This is a genomic window from Microbacterium sp. CFSPD4_SD4, from assembly GCF_057364585.1.
Genome location: NZ_JBNFOC010000003.1, coordinates 20,977 through 34,623, shown reverse-complemented (window position 1 = coordinate 34,623; position 13,647 = coordinate 20,977). Strand labels below are relative to the sequence as shown.

At 70.7% G+C, this 13,647-nt stretch carries 9 protein-coding genes; 2 read left to right on the top strand and 7 right to left on the bottom strand.

The features are described 5' to 3' along the window. Window positions 1–49 precede the first annotated feature (49 nt). From AC2W7E_RS06420 to AC2W7E_RS06395, 6 genes are all read right to left on the bottom strand, one after another. Window positions 50–1,354, bottom strand: a complete 1,305-nt coding sequence (locus AC2W7E_RS06420; RefSeq protein ID WP_315108086.1) for a hypothetical protein — start codon at window positions 1,352–1,354, stop codon at window positions 50–52. An 11-nt stretch (window positions 1,355–1,365) separates the two neighbouring features. Continuing rightward, a complete protein-coding gene (locus AC2W7E_RS06415; protein ID WP_485988777.1) occupies window positions 1,366–6,087 on the bottom strand; it encodes a PKD domain-containing protein in 4,722 nt (1,573 codons plus the stop codon). A gap of 75 nt (window positions 6,088–6,162) precedes the next feature. After that, window positions 6,163–6,696: a DUF4352 domain-containing protein gene (locus AC2W7E_RS06410; protein ID WP_315108088.1), complete on the bottom strand. Its 534-nt coding sequence runs from the start codon at window positions 6,694–6,696 to the stop codon at window positions 6,163–6,165. Between the two features lie 196 nt (window positions 6,697–6,892). After that, complete coding sequence (locus AC2W7E_RS06405; protein WP_315108091.1) at window positions 6,893–7,510, bottom strand: arsenate reductase/protein-tyrosine-phosphatase family protein; 618 nt, start codon at window positions 7,508–7,510, stop codon at window positions 6,893–6,895. After that, the gene (locus AC2W7E_RS06400; RefSeq protein WP_485988776.1) at window positions 7,507–8,226 is read right to left on the bottom strand and encodes a CDP-alcohol phosphatidyltransferase family protein; all 720 of its coding nucleotides are present in this window, start codon (window positions 8,224–8,226) and stop codon (window positions 7,507–7,509) included. The genes AC2W7E_RS06405 and AC2W7E_RS06400 overlap by 4 nt, the downstream gene beginning before the upstream one ends. After that, window positions 8,217–9,170 carry a glycosyltransferase family 2 protein gene (locus tag AC2W7E_RS06395; RefSeq protein ID WP_315108093.1) on the bottom strand — a complete coding sequence of 318 codons (954 nt, stop codon included), beginning with the start codon at window positions 9,168–9,170 and terminating at the stop codon, window positions 8,217–8,219. The genes AC2W7E_RS06400 and AC2W7E_RS06395 overlap by 10 nt, the downstream gene beginning before the upstream one ends. A gap of 187 nt (window positions 9,171–9,357) precedes the next feature. Between AC2W7E_RS06395 and AC2W7E_RS06390 the strand changes: the two genes are divergently transcribed. Further along, complete coding sequence (locus AC2W7E_RS06390; protein WP_485988775.1) at window positions 9,358–11,355, top strand: glycosyltransferase; 1,998 nt, start codon at window positions 9,358–9,360, stop codon at window positions 11,353–11,355. Between the two features lie 42 nt (window positions 11,356–11,397). Further along, window positions 11,398–12,738 (top strand): phenylacetate--CoA ligase family protein, encoded by a 1,341-nt coding sequence (locus tag AC2W7E_RS06385; RefSeq protein ID WP_485988774.1) that lies wholly within the window; start codon window positions 11,398–11,400, stop codon window positions 12,736–12,738. Between the two features lie 9 nt (window positions 12,739–12,747). Here the strand turns inward: AC2W7E_RS06385 and AC2W7E_RS06380 are convergent, their stop codons facing one another. Next, window positions 12,748–13,404, bottom strand: a complete 657-nt coding sequence (locus AC2W7E_RS06380; protein WP_485988773.1) for a glycosyltransferase family 4 protein — start codon at window positions 13,402–13,404, stop codon at window positions 12,748–12,750. Window positions 13,405–13,647 lie beyond the last annotated feature (243 nt).

Sequence of the window (13,647 nt, the reverse complement as noted above, 5' to 3'; positions counted from 1 at the left end):
CCATTCCCCCTGAGGTCTCGATTCTAGAGGAGCCATCTGCACGTCTCCCTCACGTCTGCCGCACCTGTGGAGCGGTTCGGGTCGGCGGCGGTGCCGACGTGTCCAGATCGCGCAGGAATGCCGTATCGGCCGCGGTGGATCGTGTCCCCGCGTCCCGCGCCCAGGTCACCGCGAGCCCCACGCAGAACCACAGGAACATGCTGTACTGCGTGATGAGGGCGACGACGACCAGGCTCGGAAGCTGCCCGACGACAGCGAGGGCGGCCGGACTCCGCGTCGACCGCCGCACGGCCAGGAGAGCCGCGCAGACGACGGCCGCCATGATGAGCAGCGTCGGCACGTAGCCGTACCGGAGGAGCGTGAGCACGAGGGCGTTGTCCACCGAGCGCGCGAAGTACCCCAGGTAGTAGTCGCCGGAGACGAGGGAATGCCAGTCGCCCGGGTTGCCGAACAGCTGCACCTGCTCCAGGAGGACCAGGAGGTCGGTGCGGTAGTCGGCGCTGCCTCCGGCCTCATCCCCCGCCGCACCGAACACGGAATCGATGACGGGGATGACGATCGCGGCGCCGATCACTCCGGCGACCGCCACCGTCACCCGGAAGCGCGTCGAGACGCCGACGATGAGGAAGGTGGACAGGACCAGGGTGAGCACGAGGGTGAGCAGACCGGCACGACTGAAGGTGAAGACCGTGGCGGTGGCGATGAGCACGATGCCGGTGATCTTCGGGAACAGCCGCCACCGCGTCGCCACAACGAACGCGGAGGACATCGCGAGCGCGGCGCCGAGCGCGATCGAGTGCCCCCACGCCCCTTCCGCACGCAGGACCCCACCGCGCTCCTGCAGCGGACTCCACGTCTCGTACACCACACCCGACCCGGGGATGAGGACGAAGGGGTTGAAGGACGTGAGGAACTCCACCACAGCGAGCGCCGCAGCCACGATGGCCACGACCGCGATCGTGGACGTGATCCAGTCGGTCGTCACGCGCGCGAGCACCACGCGCCCCCAGATGTACGGGATCACCCACTCCAGGAGCGATGCGACGAGGGAGGCGAGGTCGACAGTGCCGAACCCGTACAGGCCGACCACGACGAGGACGAACGCCGCGACCCAGGCGTCGGCGGCGCGCAGCGGCACGACCGACCAGTTCACGATGATCAGCAGGACGGTGAGCAGGGTGATCCCCGCCCAGTAGAACCCGAGATTGACACCTACCCAGAGCGGTACGAAGAACAGCACGACGGCCCACACCGCGAAGGCGGCGCGCGGAAGCAGCCGGAGGACGAACACGACGATGGCCACTGCCGCGATTCCGCCGAAGGCGAGGAGCGCGATCGGGACAGCAGTGGCCATGCGTCAGGATCTTACTGCGGTGCGGTGACGCGGAACGAATCGAACGACACGCCCAGCGGCGCGGTCGCGCTGCCGGAGCGGTTGCCGCTCAGACCCACCGCGCCGGCGCCCAGGGGCGCCGCGTCGGTCGTGGTGATCTGCCAGGCTGCCGGCTTCGTGGTGTCCGTCGGCCAGAACTTGGCGGACAGCGTCGCCGACGTCGTCCCGGTCACGGACACCTCAAGGTTGTAGGAGGTGTTCGCCGCCCAGACCAGCCCGGGTACAGCCTGCGTGCGCAGGACGGTCCCTTCACGGTGCACGACGAGCCAGACCGTGCCGTCAGGACGCAGCCAGGCGCGGACGAAGTACTTCCCGGCCGCCGACTGCCGCGCGATCACGCCGACATAGGCGCCACCCGCGGCCGGGGCCTGATCGACCCGGAACTGCGTCTCGAGCACCGTGTCGGCGACCGACGTCGTGTTGAGCGTCGCGTGGCGGGTGTCCCCGGCGATGAGGTTCAGCTTCGCCTGGCCGTCGGCGACGGTCGCCGCCGCCTGCGAACCGCCGGCGATCGTCCACGCCCCGCCGACCGTGGCGGTGCCCCAGCCGGGCCCCGCGGTGCGGTCGAAGCCGTCGTCCGCCACCGGAGCCGGCTGCGGCTCGGGTTCGGGCTCGGGCTCCGGGTCGACGGGAGGCGCCGTCACGGTCACCGGCTTGCTGGTGGTGTGCGTGGCCCCCTTGTCGTCCTTCACCGTGAGGGTGACGGTGTAGGTCCCCGCCGCGGTGTAGGTGCGGCTGCTCGTCGCGCCGGTCCCGGTCGTCCCGTCGCCGAAGTTCCACGCGTACGAGGCGATCGTGCCGTCGGAGTCGGTCGAGGCGCTGCCGTCCACGGCGACCGTGAGGTTGGTCGCGGTCGCGGTGAACGCCGCGGTGGGAGCGACGTTCGCGGGCTCCGGTTCGGGCTGGGGCTCGGGGTCCGGCGCCGGCGTGCCGAGGTTCTTCAGCGTGAAGTCGTCGAAGCTGGCGAGGTTGGTGCCGGTGCCACTGCCCGACCGGTAGGAGAACACGGTTGGGGCGCCGGCGACCTGCAGCGCCGGCGTCGCGTCGGTCGTGGTGAGCTGCCAGTTGGCGGGCTCCGCCGACCCCGCAGCCCACAGCTTGGCGCGGATGGTCGTCGTGGACGACCCGGTCGTCTCCATCAGGAGCGAGAACGAACTGCCCGCGCTCCAGGAGAGACCGGAGACGGCGGTGCTGGCGATCGCCGTGCCGTTGCGGTGGATCACGAGCCAGGTGGTGCCGTCAGGACGGTGCCAGGCGAGAGCTCGGTAGCCCGAGGACCCGGAGCGCCGTGCGCCCAGCCCCTCGTACGCCGCACCTGAGGAGGGCCCGGAGGCGAGCGTGTAGGTGATCCGCACGGACGAGTCGAGAAGGGACGTGCCCTGCAGCAGCATCTCCCTGGTGTCACCGGGTGCCAGGTTGACCTTGCCCACACCGTCGCCGACGGAGAGCGCTGCGGCGGAGCCGCTCATCGGTGCCCAGGTGCCGCCCTTGTCGGCTGCGCCCCAGCCGCTGGACACGACGCGACCGAACGAGTCGGACGCGGCGAAGACCTGGGCGGTCAGCGTCACCGTCTTGGTGGCCGTCGCCGTCGACCCGAGGCTGTCGGTCACCGTCAGGGTGATCTCGCGCGCCCCGGCGCTCGCGTAGGCGTGGCCGGCGGAGGCTCCGGAGCCCGCGGGGGATCCGTCGCCCCAGTTCCACGAGTAGGTCAGAGTCGCGCCGTCGGACGCGCTCGAACCCGCGGCGGAGACGTCGACGTTCAGCCCCGAGGCCGTCGCCGTGAAGGCCGCCACCGGGTCGGCATGCGTGGTCGTCACCTGACGTGTGGTCGACGCGCTCCCGCCACGGTCGTCGGTCACGGTCAGAGTCACCGTGCGGGTGCCGGCCGTGGCGTACACGTGCGTGGCGACCTGCCCGGTCGACGTCGTGCCGTCCCCCCAGTTCCAGGCGTAGGAGGCGAGGGAGCCGTCCGAGTCCGCCGAGGCGGACGCGTCGGCCGAGACCGTCAGGCCGTTCGCGGTCGTCTCGAAGGCCGCCGTCGGGAGGACGTTCGGTGCCTGCACGACGACCTGCTTCTCCGCCGTGGTGGCGAGTCCGTTGCTGTCCGTGACGGTCAGCGACACCGTGTAAGTGCCGGACTTCTCGTACGTGTGGTTCGTCGTCTTGCCGGTGGCCGTCGCCGAGTCATCGCCGAAGTCCCACCGATAGCCGGCGATCGTCGCCGAGCCTGCGGGCGCCGAACCCTCCGCGTCGAACGCGACGGCGAGGTCGGTCGGCGTGGCGGTGAACACAGCCGTCGGGGCCTGGAAGCCCTTGCCGATTCCGTAGTGCGTCTTCACCTGGGTCGCCGTGAGGGCGAACGGGTAGACCGCGACCTCGTCCAGCGCCCCCTTGAAGTACTTGGAGCTCGGCTCGGACGGCCATCCGGCGAGGTTGTCCCCGCCGATACGCCAATATCCCGTGTAGTTCTCCGCGGTCGTGGCCCCGGCGAGCGACGACACGAGCTGGCCGTCGACGTAGAGCTTCATCCCGTCCGCGCTCTGCGTCGCGACGGCATGGTGCCACTGGTTGTCGTTGAGCGCCGCGCCGTTCTGCACCGTCTGCGTGCTGCCGTTGTAGGTACCGAAGACGAGGCGGCCGTTGTTGGTCATGTAGATGTGACGGTCGTAGCTGGTGGACTCACCCGACGCCGCGGCGCCGTAGCCCATCAACTTGCCACCGCTGGTCGTGTTGGTCTTGAACCACAGTTCGGTCGAGAACTCGGAAGGCGCGGCGACCTTGCTTCCGGAGGCCACACGGCCCGTGTTCGTCCCGGTGAAGGTCGAGGCGCCGGTCGCGGTGTTCTCCACACCGGACGTCGATGCGGTCACTCCCGTGCCGAACACGGGGGTGTTGGATCCGGCCCAGTCCTGCGGGGCGGTGCCGAGCGGGTAGTAGAGCTGCGGCCCGTCCGCCGTGACGGCGTTGACGTAGTTCGACACCGCACCGGCCGCGATGGTCACGCTCATCGCCTGGCTGGAGACGGAGTTGCCCGCGCTGTCCTTCGCGACGACGGTGTACTCCTGCGTCGACCCGGGAGCTGCGGTCTTGTCCTCGAGGTTCACCGAGGGGCGGTCCCACCAGGTGCCGCGGGCGGTGGCGGTGGCCACCGGTGAGGTGGTCCCCGTCCGACGCAGCTCATAGGTCAGCGTGAGGTCGTCACGATCCCAGTTCGCGGGGATCGAGATCCGCGCACGTCCGGGGATGAACGACTGCGCCGTGCCGGTCCAGTTGGCACCCGACAGCCGAGGGCCGTCCTTCGCGCCGCCGGGCGGGTTGGTGGAGAAGCGCACGAGCCCCTCGAAGCGGCCGTTGTTCACGGAGCGGAACTCACCGCCGATCGAGATCATGTTCCCGGCACCGGTGATCGAGAGTCCGGCCTGCCCCATGCCCGTGGTCACGCCGACGGCCCAGTCCGGAGTCCAGGCGTAGGCCGAGGGCGCCGGCGTACCGGCCCAGTTCTTGTACGTGCCACCGGCCGCGGGCTGGTTGCCCAGCAGACCGCGGGCGTCCGCGGTGTACGCCTCCGAGTAGCGGTGCGTACGCGGGTTCTGCTCCGGGTGCATGCCCATGGTGCTGCAGGCATGGGTGTGGCTGGTCGTGTAGACCGTCTTGCCGGTCGAGTAGACGCCGTAGTGGTCGCCGAGGCAGTCCGCGATCCACCGGACCTGGCCGCTTCCGGCCTCGGCCGCGAAGGTGCCCTCGAGGTTTCCGGTGGCCGCATCCGCGTAGACCCAGCCGGTGCCGTACACGGCATTGGCGTCGGCCGCGAGACCGAAGATGCCCGCCTTGCCCGAGTTCGCTCCGGTGTTGGAGCCGTTCTTCACCGTCTGTGGCAGCGCCCATCCGCTGTCCACCGCGCCGGTCGTCTTGTCGAGTGCGACGGTGCCGCGCATCGTCAGGTCGCCGTTGACCTGGGAGAACCGGCCGCCCGCGATGACGTTCTGACCCGCCGGGTCCATCACCATGGCGTCGACCTGGAGGTCGGTCTGCGGCGCCCAGCTGAGCAGCGCGCCGTTCGTCGCCGAGAAAGCTGCGAGGTTCTTCCGCGGGGTCGCGTTGCCCTGCGTGAAGAGACCGCCGACGTAGACGCTCGAACCCGAGGTGGCGAGGGCGTACACGCCGCTGCCGCCGATCGAGGGCGAGAACCCGGGCACCAGTTGCCCGGTCACGGCGTCCAGCGCGGCGAAGTTCCAGCGCGTCTGGCCGTTGACGGAGTTGAAGGAGCCGCCGATGTAGATGCGGCTGCCGTCCGGCGAGGCGGCGACGGCCTTGATCACGCCGTTCACCTGCGGCGCGAACGAGAGCAGCTGCCCCGTGTTGATGTCGTAGGCGAGGACGTTGGACCGGGCGGTGAGGCTGGTCCCCGGTACGGCGAGCGGCGCCCTGGCGTTGTCGAACTTGCCCACCGCGTAGACGGTCGACCCGATCGTGGTCTGCGACCACACGTAGCCGTTGTCGATCTGCACGGTCGGGATCGGGTCCGACGTCACGACGTCGTCGTTCCGCTGCAGCAGCGGCGGTGGCGTCGACGGCGTATCCGCCGCCGCGGCCCCGGTCGCCCCCAGCGTGGTCATGCCCGTGATCAGCAGCGCGGCCGTCACGACCGACGCGAGTGCGCTCAGCGCCCGCCTCGAAGTGGATGTCTTACCCATGTTGCTCCCCAGCCCCAGATTTCTTCTTCGAAAATGTCACGTACGAGACGCGGTGAAAGTCGTCGCGCCCACGGCTCAGGAGAGCTCGCCCGCGAAGGTCGCCACCGGCTCGCCGGCGGCGTAGTTCACGCTGATCTTCACGGCGCGACCCTTCGTGGGGTCGAGCATGAAGACGTAGGTTCCCGTGGCCTCGTCGCCGGCGGCCAGCTCTCCATGGAGAGGTTCGTTCGGCCCCGCGGTGGTGGCCACGCCGACGTCGCCGTCGTCCGTGACGAGGCTGACGACGGCGGAGTCGATGCTCTGCGCCCGCTTCGAGTCGTTGGCGACCTTCACGGTCACCACGACGGCGGAGCCGGCATACTCGCCCGGCGTCTCGGGGGTGATCTCGGTGGTCGAGATGTCGTCGACGGTCACGACCATGTCGGTTGACAGCGCGATCTCCGCGTCCAGCGCACCGCTCTCCTCGGTCAGCGCGGGAGCCTCGGTGGGCCCCTGGGCTTCGGGATCGGCCGGCGGCGTCCAGTCGGTCGTGCTGGTGCCCTCGGGCTCCGGCGACGCCGCGGTATCCGGTGCCGCCGTGCATCCGGCGAACACGAGCGAGAGCGCCACGACGGGCGCAATGAACAGCGCACGTCGTGCGCGAGATGAGCCGTCCCCAGAACGGCATGCTGAAACAGTGAACACTGCAGCTCCCCAGAACCCAGATCCCCAGCCGGAGCCCCCTCGGCTCCGGTTTCCCCCCAGCCGTGCAGAACACGGCGTCGGCTAATGCTATTGCCGACCGTGGAAAACCACAACCCTCCGCTCAGGAGGAGTGTCGGCGGTATCGCCCGAGCTGTCCGCCGATCGCGTCGACGGCCTGCTCGACCTCCGAGAGGGTGCCGGCATGGCCCCGGCTCCCGTGCCGATCCGCGATGGAGGCCGGGTCCTCGACGGAGCGACGACCGAGGAGACGCCGGAGCCCCCCGCCGCGACCCGGCGAGCCACTGAGGGGCACCGCGCGCGTCCGCGCCCGGTCAAGGTGAGCGACGTAGTCGGCGATGACATCGGAGCCGCCGGGCGCGAACCCGACGCCGAGGTGCGCGGCCTCACGCAGCGTGAACATCCGGTCGCGGTGCTCCGGCGCCGCCCGCACCAGCTCGCCCCGGAGATCGCGCGAGGCGGTCAGCACGAGGTCGGCTGCGGCCAGCATCTCCGGGGTGACCTCGCGGGCTCGATGCGCCTGCGCCCGTGCCCGCCAGTCCTCGTCGGCATGCCGCGACGCGACGTCGGCGCAGATCGGATCTCCGTCGTTGGCGCGCACGCCGGCGCTGCGCACCGAGAGCGAGGACCCCTCCCCGAGCCGGCGCAGCAGCGCCAGCTCGGCCAGCGGCGACCGGCAGACGTTGGCCGCGCACACGATGAGGATCGAGCCGCCGGTCATGCCGCGTCACCGAGCCTTCCGATCTCACGGAACCACTTCACCGCCGCGAGCGCGAGGAACAGGACCGCAGCGGCACAGAGCGCGCTGTACGCGACGAGGAACACCGGCGTCCAGCCCCAGAGGACGAAGACGAGGCAGACCAGTCCGAAGTCGGTCGGCAGCAGCACGAGCGAGCGTCGGAGGGTTCCCCCGCCACGCTCGTGCGTGGACGCGACGGCGTGCTTGCCCTTGAGGAGGTCGTTCAGGAGCATGCCCGAGAACGTGGTCGTGGCGACGATGCTGAACACGATGGGGATCAGCAGCAGCGACGGCGTCTCCGGGAGGACCCGGTACAGGCCGATCAGCACCGCCAGATGAAGCGACGCGATCTTGAGCGTGTCGATGAAGTGGTCCAGCCACTCGCCCTGCGGGCTCCCGCCGCCGCGGAGCCGGGCGACCTGACCGTCCGCGGAGTCCCACGCGTAGCCGAGGACGAGAAGGAGCGCGATGAGCAGCCCCAATGGCACGGTGACCGGGGCGAAGGCGATGAGGCCGATGGCGGCGAACGAATGGACGGCGCTGATGATCGACACCTGGTTCGGCGTGAGTCCGAGCCGGAACGCCACCGCGGCGAGCACGCGTCCGAGCCGGCGATTCACGTAGACCGAATAAGCGGGGGCGCCGCGGGCGTGACCCTTCTGCGCCCTCGCGAGCTGACGGTAGGCGTCTACGACCATGTCGTTCCCTTCGATTCCGTGCCGGACAGGCGCGCGATCCGCCGGGCCTCGCGCACCCCGCGGACGTAGGCGCGGAGCGGAGCGGCGGAGTGCAGCAGCTGTCTCCGGCCGCCGCGGAGGATCACCTCGCGGGCGGTACGGGGTATCGACCGGCGCCAGCGATGCACGGTCTCGTCGTCGAGGTGCCGGACCGCGTACAGCATCCGGTTGCGGATGTTGTAGAAGTAGTAGCCCTCCGACTTCGCCCTCGCGAGCTGGGGCTCGGCGCGTTGCGTACCGCCCTCGTCGTGCACGGCCGTCGCCTCCTCGACGAGGACGAGCGTGCCTCCGGCCGAGACGACGCGGCGGGAAAAGTCGACGTCCTCCCAGTAGAGGAAGTACTCGTCGTCGAAGCCTCCCGAGAGCGCCCACACCTCGCGGGTGATCCACAGGCAGGCGCCGCTCAGCCACGGCTCATAGGGGCGCACGTCGTCAGCCCGGCGTTTGCGGCGCGCGCGCATCGTGCCGTCGTCGAGCAGGAGGTCGATGCCGGCGAACCAGGTGCGTCCGTCGGAGTCGGTGATCACCGGCGAGGCGAGGGTCGTGCGCGAGGCCGCGGTGACCGCTGCCAGGCGCGCCAGCGACGCTCGGTCGATGTGGGCGTCCGGGTTGATCACGAGGACGTCGGTCGCGCCGTCGGCGAGCGCTCGGGCGACCCCGATGTTGACGCCGCCGCCGAATCCGCTGTTCGTCTCGGGGGCGATGAGGGTCCATCCGTGCGCCTGTGCGACGGCGACGGCGGCCTCGCGCTCGGCGGTACCCGCCCAGTTGTCGACGACGACGATCAGCGTCCCCTCGTCGACGGCACGGGCCTCGCGCTCGACGAGCACCAGGTTGCGCTCGAGCAGCCGCGCCGAGGCGTAGTTCACGACGACGACGGCCAGCCGTCCGTGCACGATTGACACGCGATCCTCCCCCCGGATCCGCCCACACGGTCCGCTCGGGTCGCCGGTCGAATTCCCCAGAGTCGCGACCGGCGTCGACTCCCAGGACACCGACTATACGCCAGAGCCGGCTCGGCGCACCCGCCGTTCACGGTACGATGAGCCGGCGCGGGGACACAGGCGCACGACTGCCATGGGGATGAGGCGGATGACGAGGGGACCGGGGACGGGCGACGCGATCGCCGTGACGATCGGCGTGCCCACCTACCGACGGCCGGAGCTGCTGGCAGCGCTGCTGCGCGCACTCCCTGACCGGATCGCGGAATGTGCGGACCTCGGCGTGGACGTGGAGGTGCTGGTCGTCGACAACGACGCCGCGGGCTCCGCGCGCGAGGTGGCCGCGAACGCCGCCCTGCCCGTCCGGTACGTCGTCGAGCCGACGCCGGGCATCGTCGCCGCGCGGAATCGGCTGCTGGACGAGTGCGCCGACCGCGACCTGCTCGCCTTCATCGACGACGACGAGGTCCCCCGTGCCGGCTGGCTCTCGGCGCTGATCACCACCTGGCGCGCGTTCGACGCGGATGCCGTCATGGGCCGCGTCATCTCCGTGTTCGACGACGACGTCGATCCCTGGCTGCTCGCCTCCGGCACGTTCCGTCGTCCGCCCCGCCCGACCGGGACGGTGCTCTCGGTCGCCGCGGCGGGGAACCTGCTGCTCGACCTACGGGCAGTGCGCGGCTTAGGCGTGCGCTTCGACCCGTCCCTCGGGCTCGGCGGCGGCGAGGACACGCTCTTCACCCGCGAACTCGTCGGCCGAGGCGGCCGCATCGTCTGGTGCAACGAGTCCGAGACCGAGGACCTCGTCGTCGCCGCGCGGCTCAGCCGCGCGTGGGCGGCGCAGCGGGCGTTCAGCTCGGCCAATGCCGGCACCCGCATCGACCTGAAGCTCACCCGCGGGAAGCTGCAGCGCGGTCTGCTCCGGGTGCGCTCCCTGATCGGTGGAATCGCCCGGATCGTCGTCGGTGCAGCGCGTCGAGCCTTCGGTGCCGCGACCTCGAACATCACCCATCACGCCCGCGGCACCCGCCTGATCCACCGCGGCCGCGGCACCATTGCCGCCGCTCTCGGCCGCCGCTACGACGAATACCGTCGCCCTTCGGAGGACAACACGATGACCGAATCCGCGTCGACCATCCGCGTGATGCAGTCCCTGGGCGCGCCGCGCCCCACGACGAATCCGTACAACAAGATGCTCGACGAGGCCCTGGGGACGACGGAGGGGCTGGAGCATCTCCAGTTCTCGTGGAAGACCGCCCTCTTCGGCCGCTACGACGCCTTCCACTGGCACTGGCCCGAGGCCAAGCTCCACGGATCCACCTGGTGGAAGTCCACCGGCAAGTTCCTCCTCACGGCGGCCCTCGTCGCCAGGCACCGCCTGTCTCGACGCATCGCCGTGGTGCGGACGGTCCACAACATCGAGCTTCCCGATGACAACGCGCCCCGCTTGTGGCTGCTGCGGTCCATCGATCGGCACACCGACTATCGAATCGTCATCAACGAGACGACGCCGCTCCCTCCGGGCACGCCGCACAGCCTCATCCTGCACGGCCACTACCGCGACTGGTACGCCGCGTTCCCGTCCGCCGAGCGCGTGCCCGGTCGGCTGGGATCGTTCGGCGGGGTGCGTCGCTACAAAGGCCTCGAAGGGTTCATCGACGCCTACGCGGAGGCGGTGACGATCGAGCCGACCCTGAGCCTGAAGATCGGCGGTCGCCCCTCCACCCCCGAGCTCGGCGACGACCTCCGTGAACGGACCTCCGGTCTCCCCGCCGTCGAACTGCACCTGGACTTCCTGAGCGATGCCGAGCTCGTCCAGCTCGCGACCTCCTCCGAGCTGATCGTGCTGGCCTACCGCTTCATGCACAACTCCGGCAGCGTCCTCGCGGCCCTGTCGATGGCACGGCCCGTGCTGGTGCCGCGGAACGAGGCGAACGAGGCACTGGCGCGCGAAGTGGGGGCCGAGTGGGTGCTCCTGTACGACGGCGACCTCGACGCCGCAGCCGTGGTCGAGGCCTGGCGCGCGGCATCGACGCTGACCGGGGCACCCGACCTCTCCCGCCGCGAATGGGCGGACGCCGGCCGTGCCCACCGGGACGCTTTCCGCGATGGCGTCGCACTCAAGCGTCGGCGCCGCCACCGCGTCTGACCCACCCCCACCCCGCCCGCTCAACGACGAGAGGCTCCATCCATGTCCACATCCCTCAAGGGCGCGTTCTTCCGCGCCAAGGCAGCGACCGTACGGGCGAGAGCGGGGGCCTTCCATCGTGAACTCCTCGCGAACGAGCGCATGGCCCCGGCCGAGTTCGCCCGTATGCAGAACAGGCTCGCTCGCGACATCGCGGCGTTCGCCATGGACTCGTCCGCGTTCTACGGCGCCCGCTACCGCGAGCTCGGTGTCCGCGCGGATGCCCTGACCGATCCGGAAGCCTGGGCGGCGTTGCCGATCCTCGACCGGGCGACCGTCAAGCAGCACGCGGCGGAGATGCGCACGCCCGAGGCGACGGAAGCCAGTGGGCGACCTGCCCTGACGGGCGGCAGCACGGGAGAGCCCCTCGCCACCCTCCACGACGCCAGGGTGCCGGCCCTGGCGCTGAGCTGGAGGATGTACTCCTGGTGGGGCATCGAGCCGTACGACGACCTCGCCAGGGTCGGTCGCTGGAACTTCGGGCGGCTGGCGACCATCAAGAACGACCTCGCCTGGTGGCCCACCACCCAGGTCTATCTGGACGCCGGGCTGATCTCGGAGCAGACGATGGAAGCGTTCCATCGTCGACTCACCGCGACGCGACCGCGCCTGATCGAGGGTTACGTCGGAGCAATGCTGGAGTTCGCCGACTTCCTGGAGCGCCGGAAGCTGAGCGTTCCCGTCCCGACGGCGATCGCCACGACGGCGGCGCCGCTCACGGCCTCCGCCCGCGCTCGGCTCGAGTCGGTCTTCGGCGCTCCCGTCTACGACGAGTATCGCGGTTCCGAGTTCGGATGGATCGCCGGGGAATGCGCCCATCGCGACGGCCTCCATGTCTTCGCCGACGTCCGCCGGGTGGAGGTAGTGGACGAGGAGGGAGCTCCCGCAGCCCCCGGCCAGTTGGGCGACCTCGTCATCACGGATCTGCGCAATAAGGTCTTCCCGCTGATCCGGTATCGCACCGGCGACAAGGGCATCCTGCGATCTGAGCCGTGCCGCTGCGGCAGTGCCCTCCCACTCATGGAGCAGCCTCAGGGGCGGACGACGGACATGATCCGTCTTCCCAGCGGCACCGTGCTCGCGCACCGCCTCATGGGGATGTTCGCCGCACACCCGGAAGCCGTGCGTCTCTTCCAGATCCACCAGCTCGCCGATCACTCGATCACCATCCGCGTCGTGGAGGGCGACGGCGCGGAGGCGCGGAGTCAGATCGAGAGCGCGGTCGCCGCACTGCGGGAGCGGATCGCGAACGAGGTGCCGGTGCGTACCGACTTCGTCGATTCCCTGCCCTACACGGGCGGCAAGACGAAGTACATCATCAGCGACGTGCCTCCCTCGGCCTGAGCGCCGACCTCAGCCGTCGGCCCGGAGACCGCGGACGAGCGCGTCGACCATCGTCGCGGTCGTGAAGCGCCGCTCGACCTCGATGCGGCCCTGCCGCCCCAGCTCGGCGGCGCGGTCGGGATCATCGAGCATCCCGATCAGCGCCTCCGCCAGAGCCTCCGGCTCCCCCGGCGGGACGAGGGCACCGGTGCGGGTGCTGACGTAGTCACGCATGCCCGGGGTGTCCGAGACGACCACGGGACGCGCGGTGGCGAGCGCCTCGAGGGCGACCGTCATCCCGGATGCGTGCAGGTTCGGGCGGGTCGCGGTCACCACGACACTCGCTGTCGCGTAGAGATCGCGGAGTTCGGTGTGCGGCAGTCGGCGCACGAGCCGGACGCCCTCCGGAGGCGTCAGCGCGGAGGGCGACTGCACGACGACGTCGACGCCCGGGCGCGCGGCGAGGACCAGGGCGAGCGCGGCGTACAACGTCGCGGGATCCCGGTCCCTGTCGTTGCCCGCGCTGACGATCCGGGGGGTGACCGACGGCGGGTGCGCGGCGAAGAACTCGTGGTCGATCCCGAACGGGACGACGAAGACCCGCGGCCCGCCGGCCCCGAGGAGACGCTGCAGCGGGACCACCTGCGCCTCGCTGAGCACCCAGAGCGCCGTTGCCGCCCGCAGCATCGTCACCAAGCGACCGGGTGCGGCACCGGCCGCCGCCATGTCGGTGAGCCAGATGACCCCCGCGGCGTACCGCGTCCGCGGCCGCAGGATCTGGAGGCGGTAGGCCGTGTTCTCGTCCCAGGCGATGGCGAGCCCGCGCGGGGTCGGGGGCCGAGGCCGGCGCGTGCGCGGAGCCGTGCGATCCGACCGGGATCGGGGAGTTCGTCCACCTCCACCACGGCATGGTCGCGGAGAGCGTCCAGC

Coding starts and splice junctions, on each gene's coding strand:
- AC2W7E_RS06420 (WP_315108086.1), bottom strand. CDS start 1,354: ATGGCCACTGCTGTCCCGATCGCGCTCCTCGCCTTCGGCGGAATCGCG.
- AC2W7E_RS06415 (WP_485988777.1), bottom strand. CDS start 6,087: ATGGGTAAGACATCCACTTCGAGGCGGGCGCTGAGCGCACTCGCGTCG.
- AC2W7E_RS06405 (WP_315108091.1), bottom strand. CDS start 7,510: ATGACCGGCGGCTCGATCCTCATCGTGTGCGCGGCCAACGTCTGCCGG.
- AC2W7E_RS06400 (WP_485988776.1), bottom strand. CDS start 8,226: ATGGTCGTAGACGCCTACCGTCAGCTCGCGAGGGCGCAGAAGGGTCAC.
- AC2W7E_RS06390 (WP_485988775.1), top strand. CDS start 9,358: ATGACGAGGGGACCGGGGACGGGCGACGCGATCGCCGTGACGATCGGC.
- AC2W7E_RS06385 (WP_485988774.1), top strand. CDS start 11,398: ATGTCCACATCCCTCAAGGGCGCGTTCTTCCGCGCCAAGGCAGCGACC.
- AC2W7E_RS06380 (WP_485988773.1), bottom strand. CDS start 13,404: ATGCTGCGGGCGGCAACGGCGCTCTGGGTGCTCAGCGAGGCGCAGGTG.